Source organism: Chitinophagaceae bacterium, from assembly GCA_016713085.1.
GTDB lineage: Bacteria > Bacteroidota > Bacteroidia > Chitinophagales > Chitinophagaceae > Lacibacter.
In genome coordinates, this window is sequence record JADJPV010000001.1 from 540,603 (window position 1) to 562,951 (window position 22,349).

A 22,349-nucleotide genomic window follows, 5' to 3' on the forward strand; every position below is an offset into this window, starting at 1 on the left:
GTAAATAAATATTTTGGACGATAAGCAAAACTTACATCCACAAAAAAACCGCCAAGTGGCGGTTTTTTTTATTTGTTGAACTCCATTACCATTTCAATTCAAGTTTATTATTTCTGCGATCCACATCAGCCATGCGAAAGGTAGGATCGATTTCAACGGTGGTTAATTCACTCAGCCGTTTATCAAATTCAATAACATAAGTGGGATGCGTCCATTTCCATGCAGGGTAAACTGTTCGCTGCAGTTCATTTTCTGCAGGCTTTTCACCAAACATTAAATACATCGGCACATAATGCAATTGCTGCGATCCGTCTTTAAACGTTAATGCCACATCAATGGGCATTGGCATTTCACCTTTCCTCATTAACCGGATTTTTGTTTTACCTCCTTCTTCCCATAAACTGTCAATACTTTAATCAATTGTTTTTGTTCCATTAACGAAATACTCTTTGTACCAGTCACGTTGCAGTCCGCTTGTTTTTTCCGCTACACGTAAAAAATCATTTGAGTTGGGATGTTTAAAGCGCCACTGTTTATAATACTCCAGTAAGATTTTATTTCTTGTTTCCTCCCCGGTGATGTATCCCAGCTGAGAAAGAAATACTGCGCCTTTTGAATAAGCCGCATTTGAATAAGCAAAGTTGGTATTGAAATGATCTGCATGTGTTGTCATTGGCTCTTCAAGCCTGCTTTTTACCAAACTGAAATAACCTGCATAATTTCCTGCATGGTATTTTGGCAACCCGTTATCAATATAAACTGTACCACTCCGTTTGGCCATTTCCGTTTTATAAAAATCTTCCACCATGTCGGTTGCAAATTCTGCAAATCCTTCATCCATCCATGCATATAAACTTTCATTGCTGCCCATCAGCATCTGGTACCATGTATGCATCCATTCATGAATGACAGTTCCAAGCCCCGGGCCACTGAGTAAAGTAGCCATAGGATATTCCATGCCGCCATCACCACCCTGAATGAAAGAATATTGCTTGTAAGGATAGGCGCCAAAGTTTTTTTCAATAAACGGTAAAACTATTTCGGCTGCGTCAGCAACTTTCTTCCAGTCATCTTCATTTTTCTGATTACCTGCAACATAATTATAAAATACATTGATGGTTGGTCCATTTTTCACCTGCCGTACAATATGTTTGAAATCAGGATCAGCGGCCCACACAAAATCATGCACATTAGGTGCGGTAAATTTCCAGGTAAGTTTTTCGCCTGCGGGGCGAACAACTTTTACTCCCTTTGCTTCATATCCAAATCCTATTTGGTTTGCATTGGTTAAATATCCTGTACCGGCAATCATGAAATTTTTATCAATGCTGATGTTTACTTCAAAGTCGCCCCATACACCATAAAATTCACGGGCAACATATGGATTGGGATTCCATCCGTCATTATCATACTCACATAATTTTGGATACCATTGCGCCATAGAAAATTTTGTTCCGTTCGCTGCATCTCTTCCGCTGCGGCGAATTTGTTTGGGAACCTGAGCATCCCATTCCATTTCCAGCATTACTTTTTGTTTAGGCAGAATGGGTTTGCTGAGCTTTACTTCTAAAATGGTTTCATGTTCAATGATGTTTTGTACAACCCCATTCATCTTCAGCCATTTTATTTTTTCATAGCCAATTTCATCTTCTTTCAGATTGAGAATGCGGTCTTTAACACGGCCGTCCCAATCGGGTCTGTTATTGACAAGATTTTTTCCCAGTTCACGGCTTCTTGCATCCATCATACTGTTTGGCTGAAATGCATTCCAGTATAAATGATAGAATATTTTGTCTAATGTATCAGGTGAATTATTGGTGTATTCTAATTTTTGTTTGCCTTTGTACTGATTGGCATTTACATCCATATCAATATCCATTACATACTTTACACGCTGCTGCCAGCGGTTGGGCTGGGCCTGGATTGCAGTTGCTGAAATACAAAGAAGAAGAAAGTAAATCAATTTCATGTTCAACGTTTTTGAATAACGCCAAACCTACTGGAAAAAAATGAATTGAACCCTGATTGACATCAATTTTGGATAAGTGGATACGGGCATTAACGGTTATTTGTATTCAATGAAGCCCCGGTTGATTTTAGCTATTTTCCGCTGCAGACGGAATACTCCTATACCATTCCTGCTGCCTACATTATTGCTGTTTCCTTCTATAGTATGAATAAAACCACCTTCAACTTTTTCAACCAGTCCGGTATGCCCTGCACTGCCACCAGTATTCAGTAAGAATATTTGTCCGGGTTTTATAAGCGATGGATTGTTGACAGCATCACTGGCAAGAATTTTCTTTCCTTTTGTTTTGTTCCAATGCGTCATTACATGACCTGTTTTCACAAGTGGGTTTGCTCTGTTTAATTTTATAGATGCTTCATTAAAACACCAGTAAACAAAAGCAGCACACCAAAACAATCCAGGCTCTAAACCAACACTTGCCAGGTATTGATTTACCTCCGGGCCTTTATTACTGCCGGGAGGAACTTCCATAACACCTAATTGCGAAACTGCTGATTTTAATACTTCTGTAAGCAATTTACCCGAAGCTGTATCAGCTACTATCATATCCTCCGTACCAAACAGTGCAGCCCATGTAAGTGAACCAACATTACCATCAATTTCAAGAGGGTTGCCATACTGATCTGTTGTGTTGCCTGGAAAAGTTTGAGAGCATTTTTTGTTTTTACAGCATACACTCCCGTTCCCTGCAAATTACCAATGTTTAATTCGATTATTTTTTTTTGAATGGCTTTTACAATTGCTGTATTGCCCTCTCCAACTTTAATGATCCTGTTTGGATATTTCATGATGAGTAAGGTTTGAAAGTGAAACTGAAAGACTCATCTAAGTTTGCACATTTCTGCCATTAAATCAATAGCACTTTTTGGGGAATCAGTTGCAGTAACTGCTTTGAGAAAGAGTTTTATGAAATTATAAACCGGTCAATTCTTCATACAATCTACCCTTTGCATCAAAGACAAGAATCTTTTTTGTGATCATTGATTTCTGAACAATGATTTTATACTCATTTGCAACGGCTCTTGGTTTTTCAATCCCTACTATGTCTTTCACCGGCCAGTCTTTGTATTTGCAGTCTTTAAATCCATCCTGTACAACTTTCGGCAACTGTTCCATTGTTACCTGGGTTTCTGTCCAGTTCCAATCACCTTTTGGAGTATAGCTTGACTTCAGTTTTTTTTCGCTCAATGTAAAACGAACGGTGTGGTTATCCAATCCATCACTCCATTTAATATCTTTTGCTTCGGGATATTGCTTATTAAAGTTTTGCTTTACCAATTCAGGAACGGTAAACAGTTGTGCATGCACAGTAAAAGAAAAAAGAAAACATGTGCCGATAAGAAGAAAGTATTTCATGTGTTCATTTTTATTGGTTTTTTGGCCACATAGTATATCCACAAAAATTATCATCGCTGTTGGTATAAATTAGCTCCCCGCCTGAACGACAAAGTCGGGCAGGGATAATTTTTGTGGATATTTCATACTGCAGGTTTTTAAATTGAGGACTTAAGTTACTCATCTTTTCCTGCAACAACAATCACGATTTCACCTTTAACACCCTTTATAGCAAAATAGTCATGCACTTCTTTAAGAGTGCCCCGCTTGTTTTCTTCAAATTTTTTGGTGAGTTCTCTGCTTACACAGCACAAACGGTCTTCACCAAAGTATTGGATAAAATCGGCCAGCGACTTCACCAGGCGAAAAGGAGATTCATAAAAAATCATGGTACGTTCTTCTTCTGCCAGTTGCTTCAATGCAGTTTGACGGCCTTTTTTCTGCGGCAGAAATCCTTCAAATGTAAATCGTGTTGCGGGTAATCCGCTATTCACCAAAGCCGGAACAAAAGCGGTGGCGCCGGGTAGTGTTTCAACAATAATATCATTCTTTACACATTCCCTTACCAGTAAAAAAGCAGGGTCGCTGATACCGGGAGTTCCTGCATCCGTTAACAGGGCCATCTTCTTTCCGTCTTTCAACTGATCAATCAAATGCTGCACAATTTTATGTTCATTGTGCTGGTGATAAGGAGAAAGCGGCTTTTGAATATTGTAATGATTGAGCAGTACAGAACTTGTACGGGTATCTTCAGCAAGAAGCAAATCCACTTCCTGCATTACCTCCAGTGCACGAAGCGTAATGTCTTTTAAATTGCCGATGGGAGTGGGAATGATGAACAACAAAATTTGAAAATTTGAAAATGAAATAATTTGAAAATGAAAACCGAAGCTGATTCAATTTCCAAATTTTCAAATTGCCAAATTGTTTAATTAACGGTGATTTCAAATTGCTCCATCACAGCATTGGCCAGCAATTTTTTGGCGGCTTCTTCTGCAATAGCTTTTGCTGCATCAGGTGTTGCTGCATCAATCTGCATGCTGATGTTTTTGCCAATGCGGACATCGTTAACACCTTTCAAACCTAAATTACTTAAACCACCCATTACTGCTTTCCCCTGCGGATCTAACAAATCTTTGAGCGGCATTATTTTCACCTGAACTGTATAAGTCATTGTATAAAAATTGAATTATGATATCTGTTTACGAAGCAGCAAAGATAACGCAACGTAGGCTAAATAAATAAGCGGAATAGCCGCCCACTGGAAAACAATAGCCAGAACAATGGCAAGACCAACCAATATAAATTTGGGGCGATTATTCTTAAAGCTGAAATCTTTGAACTTCAGTCCCATGATTGGAATATCTATAACCATCAGGTAACTGATGACGAGTGTAATTGCATACAGCACCCACCTGTTTAAAATAATTCCGGGCAGGTTCCATTGATTGTACCAGATCACCAAAGGCAGTGCAGCTACAACCATTGCAGTAATGGGCGTTGGAACACCACGAAAGGAAGTAGTTTGCCTTGTATCAATATTGAACTTTGCCAGCCGCCATGCAGCACAACAGGCAATCAGTAAAGCTGGCAGCAGCAATAGAATGGAAGTATCTAATGCGGATTCTTCTTTCAAATAACTCATCCGCAGCAACTGGTACATGATCATAGAAGGTGCCACACCAAATGTTACCACATCACTTAATGAATCAAGTTGTTTCCCCATCTCAGAAGATGCCTTCATAAGTCTTGCTAAAAAGCCATCAAAAAATCAACAATGCCAGCTGCAAAAATGAAAAAAGATGCGTAGGCAATTTTTTCCGGCAGATTGATGATCAAAGTTCCCTGATCAACCGAAGTAATATTTTCACCGGGCTGTAATATAAGGATGATCGCTATACTTCCAAAAACAAGATTGAGTAATGTAAACAGATTGGGGATTTGCTTCATGAACTATTGATTGATAATTCCAGTATTATTTCTTCATTAATGCTTCTATCTCTTCTACTGTAATCGGGATATTCTTCATCAAATCTTTATTTCCGTTACGTGTAATCCAGAGATTGTTTTCAATACGCACACCCATCTGTTCTTCTTCAATATAAATTCCGGGCTCTACTGTAAAAACCATTCCTGCTTTAATAGGTTCAGTCTTTGTACCAAGATCATGCACATCTACACCAAGATGATGAGAAATACCATGGTATAAATATTTTCTGTACGCCCTGTTCTCAGGGTTTTCATTTTTTACATCTGTTTTTTTCAGCAGGCCAATTTTTAAAAACTGCTGTGTTGCTTCCTCTCCTACTTTATCTGTGTAATGAACAATAGTAATACCGGGCTTCAATAAACTCTTAGCATAATTATGCAAATGCAGACAGGCATTGTAAACCGTTTTCTGTCTTCTTCCAAACTTACCACTTACAGGAACCGTTCTTGTAAGATCAGCACAGTAACCGCCGTATTCTGCACCAAAATCCATCAGCACAAGTTCACCATCTTTACACTCCTGATTATTGCTCACATAGTGCAATGTTCTTGCCCTGTCGCCACTGGCAATAATACTTCCGTATGCAGGACCGGTTGAACTCTGTGATAAAAATGAATGATAAATTTCTGCTTCAATTTCATTTTCCATTACACCCGGCTTAATAAACTTCAGCAAACGGCGAAATGTAACTTCAGTTATATCAATTGCTTTTTGCTGTAACTCTACTTCTTCAGCAGTTTTTATTCCACGCAATTCTTTCATGATTTTTGCTGCACGAAGAAAATTATGCAAAGGGTATTTACTTTTCATTTCATCAATGAACCTGTAATCCCTGCTGCGTATGGGTGATGCCTTGCGGTCGTTTTCATTACTGCTTAAATAAATGTTATCAGCTAAATGAACCCATGGCTGAAGTAACCCTTCCAGACTGTCTAACCAAACAATGGTTTCAATACCTGAAATTTCTTTTGCTTCATTGGCACGCAATCTTTTACCATCCCATTTTTCTTTTAACTCATTTGGGCGAACCAGCACCAGCACTTCCCTGTATTTTGGATCGGGATTATCAGGAAACAACACAACCATACTGTCTTCCTGCGTAATGCCGCTGAGCCAGAACAGGTCACTGTTTTGTTTAAATGCATGAATTGCATCTCCGCTTGCGGGCCACTCATCGTTACTCACAAAAATGGCAATGGAGCCGGGTTGCATTGACTTGATAAAGCGCTGACGGTTTTTGCTGAAGAGTTCTGGTTTGATGGGTTGAAATTTCATCAGAATAAAATTAGATGTGCAAAATAAGATATCGGCAATCCCTACCCAATTCTGTTATCAATAAATCCACAGAAAGTGTAAAACTAACACCTGTTTGTAAAAAGTTTATAAACCATCTACCTGCCTTTTGAGATTTCTTAATAATTACTCCTATTTGAAGCTACTTCCTGAACATATTCTAATACTATTAGCGAATCACGGAAAACCATCTAATCACAAACGGTTTCGGGATTTGTTTTGTTCTTACAGAGACTTTACTTTTGGCGCAGTCAACAAACCCAAACGATAGCCATGTCCATACCTACCATCTTTTTTCCCGGGCAGAAATTAGTAAAGCTCGGCTTAAAATTATCCGACAACATTCATTATCAACTGAACCCCGAGGAATTGTGTGCCCAAACGGTTGCACGTGGTCAGGGAGTTTATAATAACTCCGGTGCACTTTGCATCAATACGGGAAAGTTTACCGGAAGGTCGCCTAAAGACAAGTTCATTGTTGAAGATGCCATTACAAAAGATACTGTTCACTGGAACGATTTTAACCAGCCCATTGATGAAAAGTATTTTCATATCCTGTATAAGAAGATGATGGATTATCTCGGTACCAAAGAAGAAATCTGGGTACGAGATTCTTATGCCTGTGCTGATGAAAAATACAGGCTCAACATTCGTGTCATCAATGAAAATCCATGGAGTAATTTATTTGCTTACAATTTATTTCTCCGCCCGGCAGATGATGAACTGGAAAGTTTTGAGCCCGAATGGCATATTATACAGGCACCAAATTTCTTTGCTGATCCTGCTACTGATGGTGTACGTAATGGCAACTTCGCCATTGTGAGTTTCACCCACAAAATGATTTTAATTGGCGGGAGTGGTTATACCGGTGAAATGAAGAAAGGAATTTTTACAGTTCTCAATTATATTCTTCCTCAAAACAAACATGTACTTAGTATGCATTGCAGTGCCAATGTCGGTAAGAAGAATGATGTGGCGGTATTCTTTGGTTTGAGTGGAACAGGAAAAACAACACTCAGTGCGGACCCTAACCGTAAATTAATTGGTGATGATGAGCATGGATGGGATGAAGATTCTGTATTTAATTTTGAAGGAGGCTGTTATGCCAAGTGTATTGATTTAAGTGAAGAAAAAGAACCGGAAATTTTTCAGGCCATCAGACCCGGTGCATTGGTAGAAAACATTGGCTTTCTAAAAGGAACTAATACAATTGATTTCAGCGATAAGACCATTACTGAAAATACAAGAGTAAGTTACCCGCTGCATTATATCAGTAATGCATTAGAACCGGCCGTTGCAGGCTTACCGAAAAACATCTTCTTCCTTACCTGTGATGCTACCGGTATTTTACCTCCTATTGCAAAGCTTACAGAAGGCCAGGCAATGTACCAGTTCATCAGTGGATATACTGCAAGAGTTGCAGGAACTGAGGCGGGAGTTACAGAACCTAAATCAACATTCAGTGCTTGTTTTGGTGCGCCATTTCTTCCATTACATCCTGCAAAATATGCAGAGATGCTGGGCAGAAAAATGAATGAACAGAAAGTGAATGTATGGCTGATTAATACCGGATGGACAGGAGGAAGTTATGGTGTTGGGCAGCGGATAAAACTTTCTTATACCCGTGCATTGATTTGTGCTGCACTCAATGGAAAATTGAAAGATGTTGAATTTGAAAACATGCCGATTTTCAATTTTGCCATACCGACCAGTTGTGAAGGAGTACCGGCAGAATTACTGAATCCAAAAAATACATGGACCGATAAAGCAGCTTATGACGCAAAAGCAAAGTCTTTAGCTGAACAGTTTGTAACTAATTTTAAAAAATATGCTTCCGGCAGTGGCGAAGAAATTTTAGCTGCAGCGCCGAAAGTATAGTGGTCGTAATCGATTGTTTGCTAAGAACAAAAAACCCCCGCTACTCTTAGCGGGGGTTACTTTTTATTGAAAAGAGCTTGAGTTAAAACAATCCATACAATTGCGAGTCGATCTTGTTAATGATTTCACCAAAATGTTCTTCATTTTCAGCAAACTTGTTCTGATCTACATCAATAATGAGCAAGCCACCCTCTTTGTAGGTTTCAATCCACTTGTTGTAATATTCATTTAGTTTTTTCAGGTAATCTAAGCGAATATTTTCTTCATATTCCCTTCCACGCTTCTGAATCTGCGCTACTAAAGTTGGCACCGAAGCCTTGAGGTAAATCAGCAGATCGGGAGGAGATACCATTGTTTTAAGTGTAGAGAAAAAGGAGAAGTAATTATCAAAATCACGCTTCCCCCATTAAACCCATATCGTGCAGATTAGGAGCAAAAATATTAGCATCTTCAAAAATAGTTCTGTCCTGAATCACCGTTTCAGTTCCACGTTGAATATCTAAAACCTGATTGAGCCGGTTGTTTAAAAAATAGATCTGCAGGTTAAAACTCCAGCGGGGCATATCCTCATAAAAATCATTGAGGTAAGGATTATGATCCACATCTTCAAACTGGGGAATCCATTTGTAATGCTTGGCCAGCATTTCGGTCAGCGTTGTTTTACCGGCGCCAATATTTCCGGCAATTGCCACATGTTTTGGTTTTTTACTTTTTGCCATAAATCTGATAAATTCCAATGTCCCATATCCAAAATAGACGGACGTTCAAAGTAAAACTTCTTTTTGGATTTTGGGGGTTGGATGGGTGGTTTTTTAAAAATAATTGAGCCCCATTGCCTGCCTCACAACTTCGATTGTTTTTTGCGCACTGATCCTTGCTTTTTCAGCACCTTTCAGCATTATATCTTGCAGATATACTCCATCGTTTTGAATACCTGCGGCCCTTTCACGGATGGGTGCCACAAACTTTGCAATATCCTCACCGAGCTGTTTTTTCAAATCGCCGTAACGGATATTACAGCTGTTGAAATCATCCTCAAATTTCTTCACGGTATCGGGGCTGCTCATCAACCGCATCAATTGAAAAAGATTCTCAATATAATCGGGCTTAACAGAATTGGGTTCAGTTGGCCCCTGGTCAGTTTTTTGCCTTCATCACTTTCTTTTTAATCACTTCATCTGTATCAGCAAGGTAAATAGTTGCATTCTGGTTTTCACTCTTGCTCATCTTCCCTGTTCCATCAAGGCTGGGCACTTTTACAAGCTCACCGCCAAAATTAAAAGCAGCCGGTTCAGGGAAAACTTCACTATAGCGGTGATTGAAACGGTTGGCAAAATTGCGGGCCATTTCCAGGTGCTGTTCCTGGTCTTTTCCTACAGGAACATAACTTGCACGAAACAGAAGAATATCAGCCGCCATTAATACAGGGTAAGTAAGTAAGCCTGCATTCACATTATCCGGATGTGCTCTCACTTTGTCTTTAAAGGTTGTCGTTTTTTCCAACTCTCCTTTATAAGCAAGCATGTTGAGATATAAATATAATTCTGCCGTTTGCGGCACATGGCTCTGACAATAAAGGGCAACTTTATCAGGATCCAATCCGCAGGCGATATTTTCTGCAAAAACTCTTTTTACATTTTCTTTCAGCTCCTTTGTATCCGGATGAGTGGTTAATGAATGCCAATCGGCCACCATGAAATAACATTCATATTGATCCTGCATCTTTACGTACTTCTGCATGGCACCGAAATCATTTCCCAGGTGCAGGTAACCTGTGGGGCGGATACCACTCATGACAATTTCTCGCTTTGTACTCATAACTTTTTTCTTTTCAACCAAACCGGTAAGGCGGCGAAGATAATGAGAGTTTTGTATGCAGAAACCCTGCATTTTCATTCCCGGTAAGAAATGTATTGATATAAAAAATCCCCTTGCTGGCAAGGGGATTTTTATATCGAACAAATAAGTAATACTAATTAATAGCTTCTCAGTTTCAATTCAACCCTGCGGTTCTTTGCTTTACCGGCAGCAGTTTTGTTATCAGCCAACGGACGATCTGAACCGAAACCAGCAGATGTTAAACGGGAACCTTCAACACCCTGTGCAACTAAATAAGCTTTTACAGCCGCAGCACGGTTTTCAGATAAGGTTTGGTTTTTAGCAGCATCACCTGAGTTATCAGTATGACCTTCTACATCTAATTGAAGACTTGGATTATCTTTTAAAATCTTAGCTACCTCATTCAATGGAGCATACGATTTTTTCTGTAACTGATAGCTGCCTGTATTGAAGAATACGTTCTTTGCTGCAAATGCAACTTTCGTAATTACTTCTGCTTTAATTTCAGGACAACCTGCATTTGATGCAATACCCGGAACTGAAGGGCATTTATCTTCTTCATCGTTTACACCATCACCGTCAGTATCAGGAATAGGGCAACCTGCATAGCGGGCCACACCAGCTACAGAAGGACATTTATCCTCCTCATCGTTGATACCATCTTTATCTGTATCAGGAACAGGACACCCTGCATAACGGGCTAATCCAAATACATTGGCGCATTTATCATCTTTATCTGCAATACCATCTTTATCCGCATCAGGGCAACCTTTCAAAGCTGCTAAACCTGCCGCATCGGGGCAAGCATCATTTTCATCCAGCACTCCATCACCATCTCTGTCTTTCGGTGGTTCCGGTGCCGGAGGTGGTGGAGGTGGCACTACTTTTTTCCGTTCAACTATTGGAGCACTGATTCCGATTGAATGGAACAAACTGTAGTTCGCTTTTGAAGTAACTGGTGCTCTGTATCCGGTATTGAGATGGATAAATGCAGCATCCAGGAGGTTCACCTGAATTCCGGCGCCAAAAGGCATGTAGGCCATCCAGTTCGATCTTTCTTTTGAAATACCAATACCAGCCTGCAGATAAGGAACCACCCAATAGTTGTCAGGCAGCAGTTTTAAATTAATGTTTGCATCAGCTTCAAGATAAAAGGTTTGATTGTAATTGATATTAGTTGTATTCCTGGAAGGATACGCAACAAAAGCACCGGTTAAACGGGTCATTAAATCAAGATTATTGCTGATACCCTGCATGTAACTTACAGTAATTGCTGGGTTTAATCGGTCAATTTTGCTCCATTGCTTTTGGCGTATGAGAGAAGCAAGATTTTTAGTTCTTAAATCCTGAGCAGTTTTAAAATCGATCCCTGAAAAATGAATACCTAAAGAAGGGAGCTTTTTAAGATTGTTATTTTGTCCGTTTACTGCAAACAGGCAGTTAACGGCAAATAACAAAAGGAACAATTGTTTCATATAAGAATTGTTTTGGAAAGTGCAAAAATAAAGGTAGGTGCCGTAAACATGAAATTAATTATGCACATTACTCCATTGCTCTTCGATTATTTTTTTGCCGGGGGCTTTTTACCCAATACTTCCAGTTTTACCCTGGTAAGCCCGCTTTTAATAAAACCAAGCTTTTGTGCCGCAGCCCTTGTTAAATCAATAATCCGCTTATTCCGATGATGCAGCCGGTCATTTATTTTCACAACAACTGATTTGCCATTTTTCAGATTTGTAACCCTAACATAAGTACCCATTGGAAGGGAGTTATGTGCAGCAGTAAGTTTCTGCTGATTGAAAATTTCACCGTTTGAGGTTTTCCTTCCGTTAAATTTATTGGAATAGAAACTGGCAACTCCATATTGAATCTTTGCCTTACCGTTGCTGGTTTTTTTTGAATTCTTAGTTGAATCCTGAGCAAAAACAGCTGATCCCAGAAATAAAAATGCGCAAAAAAAGAATGGCAGCAATCTGATCATCAAACATTATTTGGTTAAAAAATAAGCTTCACGGGCTGCTTTATCTTCGCCGTAGATATCATCGTAAAAAACAACCTTCCCATTCTTCCCGGCAGCTGTAAAATAACGGAAATAAACCGGGATTTTTGATTTTACCGGAACAACGTGTTTTTCCTTGCGGTTTAACCATACTTTAATCGAATCTCCTACAGACTGACTTGCAGACGACTCATAATTAATACTGTCAAGTGCAGAAATGTAATAGGTAAGCTTTTCCCATTCCTGTACCCTTACACATCCATGGCTGAGTGCCCTGTTCTCATTTTTAAACAGGTAACGCTGATTGGTATCGTGCAGGTAAACAGAATATTTATTGGGGAAATTAAATTTCAAAATTCCCAATGCATTTGCATCGCCACTGCCCTGCACCACACGAAAAGGGATTCCTTTTTTGTATTTGTCCCAATCAACAGTATAAGGATCCACTTCTTCACCTTCCCAAGTAGTAAGCATGTAGCCTTTTTTTGCCAGGTAACCGGGATTACGTTTTAAAGCCGGCAGTATTTCTTTCAGGATAATGCTGTTGGGAATCGTCCATTGAGGATAGGTAACCATATCACTGATCTGGCTGGTAAGCAATGGTGTTCTTGTATTGGGCTTACCAACTACCACCCTGCTTTCAATTTTAACCGTATCATTATCCCACAACTGCAGGTAATAACCAGGAAGATTCACCCAGATATACTTGTTTGGCATTGGGTATGGCATTAACTTATAACGGTCAAGATTAATGGCAATGCGTTTAAACTTTTCTGCATCTGTACTGTTGAGTGAACGAACGAGCTGTACTCCGTATTTCCCATCCACTTTCAACCCTCTCTTTTTTTGTACCTGTATGATGGCTGCCTTTAATTGTGCTGTATCAACTTCTTTTGTTTGCCATGGAATGGCACTCTCTTCTTTCAAACGCTTCACTAATGTTTTTATAAATGTTACAGAATCTTTATATGGATAGGAAACATAGGTAGTGGGAATTTTAAAATCGGCACTGTCTAAAAACTCTTTCAATGCTTTCCGTAAATCAACATATCCCCGGTGCAATGGTTCAAGTGAGTGAAACACTTCATTTACAGCATGAGCGCCTAATGCTGTATTGATGTTTTTATGATAAAAACTATCTGTAAGTGTTGAATCAGTCCTTTTGTAAATGCTGTCGCTTTTCAACCTGCCAACGTATAAGTGGGAACTGATGCGGAAAAAAGCATCTGTCAGCATCAGGTCAGCTTTTGACCAGAGTGCTGCATCTCTTTTATCACCTGTTGACAATGTATCTGCTGCAATACGTTTGTAGATCATCTGCAGGTATTCAGAATGGTAATCTTCCGGAAACAAACCATACTCCTTTGAGTGCTCAATGAAATTCAGTAATGAATCAGCAATGGGCAGCCAGTTCTCTTTGCTGCTCCAGATGCTTTGATAGTTATTGACTTTATAATAATTATTCACCGCATTCACCAGTGAAAATGTAATACTGTCATTCAACCTCCCCTCATTGGAAACAGAATACTCAAGTATTTCCTGAATATTTCTCACCACACGTTCATTCATCTGTTCAGGTTCAGCAACAATATCCGGTTTGTTTTCCGGCTGGCTGTTATTACAGGCATAAACAACCATTATAAACAGCAGTATAAATAAAACTTCGGGGGATAGATTTTGACGGGACCTCATGTATTGATTACATTTATTACACCATCACCAATAGATCAGCAGCAATGGATGTTTTTCAGATAGTCAAAGTAAGGAATAGGTTGCAAATTGCAACAGGTGTTGGTATCTTTTTTTTGCTGCTCGCCCAGTCTGTGGGAGCACAGCCACCGAAAAAAGGCAGGTCTGAACAGTCATCCTTAGCCGGGTTTGTATCAACAGGCAGTTTTGATGAACAGGTATTGCAAATCAATAATCAGCCAAAAGATGTTACCATAGAAATCAACGCTCCCCTGCAGTTCAGAAAAAGTGGAAAGACCTATCTTATCTTTTATGCCCTGCCCAACGGTAATACAATTGAATGGACCAAAGGAAAAAAAATGAATGCTGGTGACGACTGGCATTTTGATATTCAGCATATCGCAGCACAAACAAGATTTATCCGTTCAGCAGATAAGAGAAATAATTACGTTGTTATTTATCTCATGACTCAACAAAAAAGCTGGCCCGCCTGGAAAAAAACTTATCCTGATGCTAACAGGATCATTCAACAGATTGTTGACAGCATTAGCTCCTTTTTCCAATCATATCATCCGCATATTATACTAAACGGACATAGCGGTGGAGGAAGTTTTATTTTTGGTTATCTCGATGCAGTAGAAACAATTCCTTCTTCAGTTGACAGGATTGCATTTCTCGACAGTGACTATGGCTATGAAACTGAACGTCATCAAAAAAAACTTACCGACTGGCTGCAGGAAGACAGAAAAAATAATCTTGTTGTACTTGCTTATAACGACAGTGTTGTGATCTATAATGGGAAACCGCTTGTAAGCCCAACTGGAGGTACATGGTACAGAAGCAGGTTGTTACAAAGAGATTTGTCACAAACGTTTTCATTCAACAGTACAACTGATACCACATTCATTCATCACTCTGCTTTAAAGGGAAGAATTCAAATTCATCTGAAGCAAAATCCAACAGGATTGATTTATCATACAGTGCAGGTAGAGAAAAATGGTTTTATTTACAGCATTTTATCCAGCACAAAGTTTGACAGGAGGAAATACTTTAGTTATTTCGGTGAAAGAGTATATGAAGACTATATACCTGCTAAATAGCAACTACATCAATTACTGCTTCCAGGTTAATGACTCCATACACATGCGGAAAAGTATCTTCGGTTGAAGGGCTCCATTCAAATACAAAACGGCTGGTAAGTTTATCTGTGTCAATCACCAGCTTCACAACATCTGTTTTGCCGGAGAAATATCTTTCCAGTACACCAGCCACCTGGTTTTCCTGTGAGCAATGAATAAATCCTTCAGCTTTTAAAGAAGGCGTTTCATAAAAACCATTTGCTTTGGCTGCGCTCCATTCGGCAGCAGTTGTAACATGATAAATAATGGGCATCGTTAACGTTTAATTTCGTTGAGTTCAATTAAGTAACCATCCGGATCGGCAAGATAGATCTGAACAGCGCCATCAAAACGAACCTGTTTGTGAAAGCTCATCTGATGGCTTTGCAAATATAGTTCAGCAGCTTTGATCGATTGTACAAATAACGCAAAATGACTGCCATTGCGGTCATTGTTAACAGGCACTGTTCTTCCTGCCAGTAAATGAATCTGCTGATCAGTTCCCAGTTTAAACCAGGAGCGGATTGCTTTCAATGAATCGGGAACAGGTACAGGTTCTAATCCCAATACTTCTTTATAAAATTTTGTACTGGCGGCAATATCTTTTACCTGTAAAGCAACATGATTGTGTTTCACCACTTCAATCTTTGCTTCGGCTTGTGCAAAAGACTGAGCCGAAAAAAATACAGCAAGCAGCAGAATCGTTAATCGTTGAAACATATGGATGATAATAATTACAATACTCTTTTAATACGCTGTTCCTGCATCATCAGATCAGCCAGTACAATAGCAGCAGCAGCTTCCACAATTACTGGTGCTCTTAATGCGACACAAAGATCATGACGGCCCTTAATAGAAAAACTTTCCACTTCCTGTGTATCCCAGTTCAAACTTTTTTGTTCTTTTGGAGTAGAGGATGTTGGTTTAATGGCTAAGCGAAACACCAGTTCATTTCCATTGCTGATACCACCTACAACTCCACCTGCATGATTGGTTGTTGTTTTACCATGCATGTCTTCAATCGCATCGTTGTGTTCACTGCCAAACATTTTGGCTGCGGCAAAACCGGTTCCGAATTCAATACCACGCACAGCAGGAATTGCAAAGATGATATGCGCCAATGCAGATTCAACTGAATCAAAATAAGGTTCACCCAAACCAACAGGCAATCCATTGACTTTACATTCAACCAAACCACCTACTGAATCTTTTGCCTCAATGGCATTCTGCAATCCTTTCTCCAAATCTTTTTCACCACCTATTTCTATTACCTCAGCATCTATAGCTATATTCTGCATTAATTTCTTTGCAATGGCACCAGCTGCAACTAATCCTGTTGTCAATCTTGCACTGAAATGTCCTCCACCTCTGTAATCTTCATTCCCACCAAATTTTTCATGAGCTGTAAAATCAGCATGGCCGGGGCGGGGAATGCTTCTCTGCTTTTGATAATCTTCGCTGCGTGTATTATTATTTTCAAACAGGATGGTAATCGGAAATCCCGTCGTCTTTCCATTGAAAATTCCACTTTTAAAAATGGGATAATCTGCTTCCTGTCTTGGTGTAGTTCCTTTTTGCTTTCCGCCTTTTCTTCTTTCAAGATCGGGAAGTAAATCATCTTCAGTTAACGCCAAACCTGCCGGACAACCATCAATGGTAATGCCCACACATTCGCCATGCGATTCGCCAAAGATGGATACACGAAATAATTTTCCGAATGAATTCAATGTTCTTTGTTTATGTTATAAAGATACGTTTGCTCCAAGTAACTTCAGATGCTCATAAAAATCAGGATAGGACTTATTGACGGCATCTGCTTTTCCAATCTGCACAGGTCCATTTGCTTTTAATGCTGCAACAGCACAGGCCATGGCAATACGATGATCATGTCGTGAATGAACTGTTGCAGATTTTATTCCGCTTCCTCCATGAATAATCATGAGATCATCCTGCAGATCAATCTGTACTCCCATTTTTTCAAATTCTTCCTGTAAGGTAACAGCACGGTTACTTTCCTTATGCACTAAACGTTTGGTTCCTTCAATCACTGATTTGCCATTGCAGTTTGCAGCGAGTGCCACCAAGGGTGGAAACAGATCGGGACATTCAGTTGCATTGAAATGAAAAGCTTTTAACGGTGCCGGACCAATTTCAATCTGATCAGGCTGAACAGAAAGTATACAACCGCAATCCATCAATGCCTGCAGTACAACTTTATCTGCCTGTGTTGAAAATACATCCAACCCTTTTACTGTTATATTTCCCGCAATTGCTCCAGCAACCAATAAAAAGGCAGCGCCGCTCCAATCGCCTTCTACCGTGTAATGATGAGTCGTGACCCGATAGCTATCGGGTGATGAGCCGGGAGTATCAGCAGCATAATTGAAAACAAACTCCTGGTAATTTTTATTCTCAGGAAGAAGCAAACCAAATTGCTTCATTACATTCAATGTTAAATCAATGTATGGTTTACTTTTCAGGTTGTTGACTTTTATTGTGACGATTGAATCATCAGACTCTGAAGCCCCTCCTTTGGAGGGGTTTGGGGAGGCCGCTGAATATGCCATTAACAAACCCGTTAAAAACTGTGAGCTGAGTGATCCGTCTATTTCAATATTTTTTGTAACGATTGGACCCTGGATACTCAAAGGAAGTTTACCCCCATTGCTTTTCACTTTGATATCGAGCTGTGGCAATATCTCATCAAAAAAATCCATCGGTCTTGTTGTAAGACTCCCTGTACCATTAACAGTAATTGCATGAATGCTTAACGCAACCAAGGGTGTAAACATGCGGATACTGAGTCCAGATTCTCCGCAGTTAATTTCACTGCCAATGGGCTTTACACCATTACTGGTAATGGTGAGTTCATTGCCGTTTGTTTCAATCACTGCTCCCAGCTTCTGAATAATATCCAGTGCTGCTTTATCATCATTACTGTTGCCGGGATTTTTAATTACACTTATTCCCCCTGCCAGCAATGCAGCAGCACAGGCACGTTGCATAGAGCTTTTGGAAGCATTCGTTTGAATGCTTCCGGATAATATTGATGGTTGAATGATTACTTTCATTTCTCTTCTTTGTAATACTTCTTTGTTACTTCAATTAGCCCTACAATATGATTATTGAACTCATCTAACTCTTCTGCGGGGACCCACAATTCATTATGAATTTCTCCTCCTACATTTTGTACTTCAAACTTTTTTAAATACTCCGCATTTACATGAAACATTGTCACAAAGCCAGCCCCATATGCAGGAACATTCCATTCAACATTAATTTGAATGGCATACTCTTCATCCATTACAGGATAGAAAATTGGCTGCTCAGGTAATCGGGGAGGGAACTTCCTCCACCCTGACTCTTCAATTAAATCTAATTCCTGCTTCCCAACCGGCCGAAATAGAACTATTGTATTCACTGTTATAAACTTGTAATTATCTTCTTTAAATCTGTCATCGGAATACTCTTCACAACGCCCTTTCCAATCTTTTCCAGCAACACATAATTCATTTCACTCTTCACTTTCTTTTTATCTTTTTGCAGAATGTCAAATGCTTTTGTTTTATCAAACTCAGCATAAGTTGGTAATCCATATTTGCTCAATAAGTCAGTTACCTTTTCTGTTTGTTTAAAGCCGTTGAGCTGTTCAGAAATATGACAGGCATAAGTCATCCCGATAGAAATGGCCTGACCATGTGACAACTCATACATATTCTCAATAGCATGTCCTAAGGTATGACCAAAGTTCAATAGTTTTCTGTCGCCGCTTTCAAATTCATCCTGCTGCACCACTTTGGTTTTAATCAGGGCATTGCGTTTGATCAATTCTGCAACCAGGTTCTTTTTACTCTGGTAGTTTTTTAATGAATTTGCTTCCAGCAGTTTGAACATCGCTGCATCTTTAATACAGGCATGTTTAATAATTTCAGCAAACCCATTTTCCCATTCACTTTGCGGAAGTGTTTTCAGGAAAGCCATATCATGCAGAATAAACGAAGGCTGACGGATAATGCCCACCATGTTTTTATACACTCCTACATCAATTCCATTCTTTCCTCCAATACTTGCATCAACCATTGCAAGAACAGTCGTTGGAATAAACCCAAACTTAATTCCACGCATGTATACCGATGCAACATAACCTGTGAGATCAGTAATTACACCGCCGCCAACACCAACCAAAGTTGATTTACGGTCGGCACCCATTTCAATCAGCTCTTCAATAATTGTATCAACCGTTGGCTGAATCTTAAACTCTTCTCCAGCTTTTAAAACAATGGTGTTCCAACCTTTAAAGCGTTTAGTATGTGCATTAAAAACATTTTCATCAGTAATGATGATCGTATGCGTTTTATCAACGACATCTTTTAACTGTGTAATACTTCCGTTTAAATAATAATCAACTGATGCAGTTGAAAATTTATATGTAAATTTTTTCATTTTTGGCCTCTCCCTCCTTCCCTCTCCGGTAGAGAGGGAGGCCGGGCTTTTGTATTTATATGTTGCAGTTGTAATTCAGCATTTCATCAAAGTCAATATGCTGAACAAAACTTTACAGTTAACATGGAAGAACTAAAGTCTACTAAAGTACCACTGTCCCGCTCCTTCTCTTTTGGAGAAGGAGTTGGAGGATGAGGCTCTCAGCTATCCAGTATCTTCTTCTGATGATTAATACTTTCCATATGCACCGCATCAAAATACTTGGTGATGAACTCTTTGCTCAATCCTTTTCGCTCACCTTCTTTAAATGCTCTGTCTAATATTGCATTCCAGCGGTTTGTCTGCAGAATGGTGATATTATTATCTTTTTTGTACTGCCCGATTCCTTCTGCAATTTTCATACGCTGACCGAGGATCTGCATCAACTCATCATCAAGGTGATTGATCTGCTGACGTAATTTTTCCAGTGCTGCATGATACTCTTCTGATGCCACATCTTCTTTACGCCAGATGATACTGTTGAGCATTTCTGCCAAACGTTCAGGAGTAACCTGCTGTTTTGCATCGCTCCATGCATTATCAGGATCAATATGACTTTCAATCATCAAACCATCAAAGTCAAGATCAATTGCTTTTTGTGCAGTCTCTAATAAAATATCTCTGCGTCCGCAAATATGTGAAGGATCATTGATGATGATCATATCAGGATTGCGGCGTTTCATTTCAATAGCTAAATGCCACATCGGTGCATTGCGGTATTCAGAATTACCATAAGAAGAAAATCCACGGTGAATTAAACCGATCTGTTTAACACCTGCACGTGCAACACGTTCTGCTGCACCACTCCACAATTCCAAATCAGGATTAATTGGATTCTTAATCAGCACGGGAATATCCACACCACGTAATGCATCAGCTACTTCCTGCACACTGAACGGGTTCACAGTTGTACGTGCACCAATCCATAATACATCCACGTCAAACGTCAGTGCATCTTCCACCTGTTTACCGGTTGCCACTTCAACAGTAGTTGGCAAACCTGTTAATGTTTTTGCTTTTGCAGCCACGGTAATCCTTTGGCCCCAATGCCTTCAAACATTCCGGGTTTGGTACGTGGTTTCCAGATACCGGCACGCAGCATGTCTACTTTTCCGGTTGCGGCTAACCGTTGTGCGGTTGCCACTAATTGATCTTCGGTTTCAGCGCTGCATGGTCCGCTGATGATGAGCGGTTTTTTACCCCAGGCTTCCTGCACTTTTTCTTTCATGTTTGATTCGATTGTTTGCATTGTTAATGTTTGTAAAGTTAAGTTTTTTATATAGTCATCGTTTTGTTCAATGTTCAGCTTCTGTTGCGTCGCACACTTGTACACGATAGCCTATAGCGTCGGTGTACTTGTACGTTTGGTTTTCCATTCAGCACTGCTCATTTCAAATTTGATCTCCCCTTTTCCATGTACACCTGCTTCTTTCCATCCCTGCTTCCGGTAAAATGTTTCAGCTCTTGTGCCGGGTGCTGTCCCCAACCATACTTTTTCATTTGTCTGTTCAAAATACCAATCCAGCATCAGGTCGTGCAACTGTTTGCCAATTCTCTTCGCTACATGATCGGGATGGACAAATAATGCCCAGATATTATGATCAACCAAATCAGCAATCGAAAATCCTGCAACCACATCATCAATTACACAAACCCAGCCTCTTCCTCTTTTCGTTATATATTCTTCCACATCTTTATCGGGTACCAACGCAGGGTCGCTTAATACATTTTCTTTCACTGCATTCCGTACAACCTGTATCTGCTCAATATCACTCACAGTTGCTTCCCTAAAAATCATTTCAAGATCCTCCTGATTTTATTAGCATCTTCAATCAACACCCGTAATGTTTCTGTATTACCCGTTTCAATACTTTCTTTAAATTTTGTGAGCTGCTCAATATGTTCATTTAACACATCCAGCACATTCACTTTATTCTGTAAAAAGATCGGCACCCACATGGCAGGATTACTCTTGGCCAAACGAACCGTACTTTCAAAACCGGCACTTGCCATTTCAAAAATGGCATTATCTTCTTTTTCTTTTTCCAGTACTGTATTCGCCAATGCAAAAGAAGTGATGTGTGAAATATGACTTACATAAGCTGCATGCAGATCATGTGCTTTTGCTTCCATGTGCAGTAAATGCATCCCTACTTTTCTAAACATAGCCGTTGTCCATGCAACAGCATCTTTATCACTTTCATCTTCATTACAAAGAATCACTGCTTTATTTTCATAAGCTCCACGTACCGCAGCAGACGGACCACTGTATTCTGTACCCCACATAGGATGTGTTGCCACATAACGCCCACGCTTTGGATGATTGGCAACTGCTTCCACCAATTGCGATTTGGTTGAACCCAGATCAATTACAATCTGCTGATCAATTTTATCCAGGATCGTTGGCAACAAGCCCGTCATTAAATCAACAGGAATAGCAAGGATAATCACCTCTGCCTGTTTAACCGCTTCGTTCAAAGGAAGAATTTCATCCACCAGTTCCAGTTCCAGTGCCTTAGCTTCATGCTCAGGATTGGCATCAACACCAATCAGCTTTGATGAGATTTTTTTCTCATGCAGCTGAATAGCGAGCGACCCGCCAATTAATCCCAGACCAATGATTGCAATTCGTTTACGTTCCATTTTATTTAATTTATGCCAGGAAAGAAGAAAACTCTTTCATCTCTTTTTCTCCTT

19 protein-coding genes and 5 pseudogenes are annotated in these 22,349 nt (G+C 39.7%); 2 read left to right on the forward strand and 22 right to left on the reverse strand.

Annotated features, from left to right (window positions below):
- Positions 1-85: 85 nt before the first annotated feature.
- The 8 genes and pseudogenes from IPK31_02635 to IPK31_02670 form a co-directional block, all read right to left on the reverse strand.
- Positions 86-1,969, reverse strand: a pseudogene (locus IPK31_02635) (M1 family metallopeptidase).
- Between the two features lie 96 nt (positions 1,970-2,065).
- Positions 2,066-2,575: a CHAP domain-containing protein gene (locus tag IPK31_02640; protein MBK8086946.1), complete on the reverse strand. Its 510-nt coding sequence runs from the start codon at positions 2,573-2,575 to the stop codon at positions 2,066-2,068.
- Entirely contained in the window at positions 2,572-2,817 is a 246-nt protein-coding gene (locus IPK31_02645; GenBank protein ID MBK8086947.1) for a hypothetical protein, read from the reverse strand. The genes IPK31_02640 and IPK31_02645 overlap by 4 nt, the downstream gene beginning before the upstream one ends.
- Positions 2,818-2,941: 124 nt before the next feature.
- Positions 2,942-3,385, reverse strand: a complete 444-nt coding sequence (locus IPK31_02650; protein ID MBK8086948.1) for a hypothetical protein — start codon at positions 3,383-3,385, stop codon at positions 2,942-2,944.
- 155 nt (positions 3,386-3,540) lie between these two features.
- Positions 3,541-4,209: a 16S rRNA (cytidine(1402)-2'-O)-methyltransferase gene (rsmI, locus tag IPK31_02655; GenBank protein MBK8086949.1), complete on the reverse strand. Its 669-nt coding sequence runs from the start codon at positions 4,207-4,209 to the stop codon at positions 3,541-3,543.
- Positions 4,210-4,292: 83 nt separating this feature from the next.
- Positions 4,293-4,538 carry a phosphoribosylformylglycinamidine synthase subunit PurS gene (gene purS, locus IPK31_02660; protein ID MBK8086950.1) on the reverse strand — a complete coding sequence of 82 codons (246 nt, stop codon included), beginning with the start codon at positions 4,536-4,538 and terminating at the stop codon, positions 4,293-4,295.
- A 15-nt stretch (positions 4,539-4,553) separates the two neighbouring features.
- Positions 4,554-5,314 (reverse strand): annotated as a pseudogene (locus tag IPK31_02665) (CDP-alcohol phosphatidyltransferase family protein).
- Positions 5,315-5,339: 25 nt separating this feature from the next.
- Complete coding sequence (locus tag IPK31_02670) at positions 5,340-6,629, reverse strand: aminopeptidase P N-terminal domain-containing protein (protein MBK8086951.1); 1,290 nt, start codon at positions 6,627-6,629, stop codon at positions 5,340-5,342.
- A 291-nt stretch (positions 6,630-6,920) separates the two neighbouring features.
- Between IPK31_02670 and pckA the strand changes: the two genes are divergently transcribed.
- Positions 6,921-8,525, forward strand: coding sequence for a phosphoenolpyruvate carboxykinase (ATP) (pckA, locus tag IPK31_02675; protein MBK8086952.1), 1,605 nt, complete (start codon positions 6,921-6,923; stop codon positions 8,523-8,525).
- Between the two features lie 82 nt (positions 8,526-8,607).
- On the opposite strand, the pseudogene IPK31_02680 reads toward pckA, so the two are convergent.
- The 5 genes and pseudogenes from IPK31_02680 to IPK31_02700 form a co-directional block, all read right to left on the reverse strand.
- Positions 8,608-9,244, reverse strand: a pseudogene (locus IPK31_02680) (deoxynucleoside kinase).
- Between the two features lie 93 nt (positions 9,245-9,337).
- Positions 9,338-10,343: pseudogene (gene trpS, locus IPK31_02685) on the reverse strand (tryptophan--tRNA ligase).
- A gap of 158 nt (positions 10,344-10,501) precedes the next feature.
- Complete coding sequence (locus IPK31_02690) at positions 10,502-11,839, reverse strand: OmpA family protein (protein MBK8086953.1); 1,338 nt, start codon at positions 11,837-11,839, stop codon at positions 10,502-10,504.
- A gap of 86 nt (positions 11,840-11,925) precedes the next feature.
- Positions 11,926-12,345, reverse strand: coding sequence for a septal ring lytic transglycosylase RlpA family protein (locus IPK31_02695; protein MBK8086954.1), 420 nt, complete (start codon positions 12,343-12,345; stop codon positions 11,926-11,928).
- Between the two features lie 6 nt (positions 12,346-12,351).
- A complete protein-coding gene (locus tag IPK31_02700; protein ID MBK8086955.1) occupies positions 12,352-14,001 on the reverse strand; it encodes a L,D-transpeptidase family protein in 1,650 nt (549 codons plus the stop codon).
- Between the two features lie 134 nt (positions 14,002-14,135).
- Here IPK31_02700 and IPK31_02705 point away from each other — a divergent pair, with 134 nt between their 5' ends.
- Positions 14,136-15,152: a hypothetical protein gene (locus IPK31_02705; GenBank protein ID MBK8086956.1), complete on the forward strand. Its 1,017-nt coding sequence runs from the start codon at positions 14,136-14,138 to the stop codon at positions 15,150-15,152.
- Here the strand turns inward: IPK31_02705 and IPK31_02710 are convergent.
- The 9 genes and pseudogenes from IPK31_02710 to IPK31_02750 form a co-directional block, all read right to left on the reverse strand.
- On the reverse strand, positions 15,145-15,444 hold the full coding sequence (locus IPK31_02710; protein ID MBK8086957.1) for a DUF952 domain-containing protein: 300 nt from the start codon (positions 15,442-15,444) through the stop codon (positions 15,145-15,147). The genes IPK31_02705 and IPK31_02710 overlap by 8 nt on opposite strands.
- A gap of 2 nt (positions 15,445-15,446) precedes the next feature.
- On the reverse strand, positions 15,447-15,890 hold the full coding sequence (locus tag IPK31_02715; protein MBK8086958.1) for a VOC family protein: 444 nt from the start codon (positions 15,888-15,890) through the stop codon (positions 15,447-15,449).
- Positions 15,891-15,904: 14 nt separating this feature from the next.
- Complete coding sequence (locus IPK31_02720) at positions 15,905-16,897, reverse strand: chorismate synthase (protein ID MBK8086959.1); 993 nt, start codon at positions 16,895-16,897, stop codon at positions 15,905-15,907.
- Between the two features lie 15 nt (positions 16,898-16,912).
- Positions 16,913-18,241 carry a 3-phosphoshikimate 1-carboxyvinyltransferase gene (aroA, locus tag IPK31_02725; protein ID MBK8086960.1) on the reverse strand — a complete coding sequence of 443 codons (1,329 nt, stop codon included), beginning with the start codon at positions 18,239-18,241 and terminating at the stop codon, positions 16,913-16,915.
- Positions 18,238-18,582, reverse strand: coding sequence for a hypothetical protein (locus tag IPK31_02730; GenBank protein ID MBK8086961.1), 345 nt, complete (start codon positions 18,580-18,582; stop codon positions 18,238-18,240). Before IPK31_02730 ends, aroA begins: the two co-directional genes overlap by 4 nt.
- Positions 18,583-18,593: 11 nt before the next feature.
- Positions 18,594-19,613, reverse strand: a complete 1,020-nt coding sequence (aroB, locus tag IPK31_02735; GenBank protein ID MBK8086962.1) for a 3-dehydroquinate synthase — start codon at positions 19,611-19,613, stop codon at positions 18,594-18,596.
- Between the two features lie 200 nt (positions 19,614-19,813).
- Positions 19,814-20,880 (reverse strand): annotated as a pseudogene (locus IPK31_02740) (bifunctional 3-deoxy-7-phosphoheptulonate synthase/chorismate mutase type II).
- A gap of 111 nt (positions 20,881-20,991) precedes the next feature.
- Positions 20,992-21,450, reverse strand: coding sequence for a GNAT family N-acetyltransferase (locus IPK31_02745; protein MBK8086963.1), 459 nt, complete (start codon positions 21,448-21,450; stop codon positions 20,992-20,994).
- Positions 21,447-22,295: a prephenate dehydrogenase gene (locus IPK31_02750; GenBank protein ID MBK8086964.1), complete on the reverse strand. Its 849-nt coding sequence runs from the start codon at positions 22,293-22,295 to the stop codon at positions 21,447-21,449. Before IPK31_02750 ends, IPK31_02745 begins: the two co-directional genes overlap by 4 nt.
- Between the last annotated feature and the right edge of the window lie 54 nt (positions 22,296-22,349).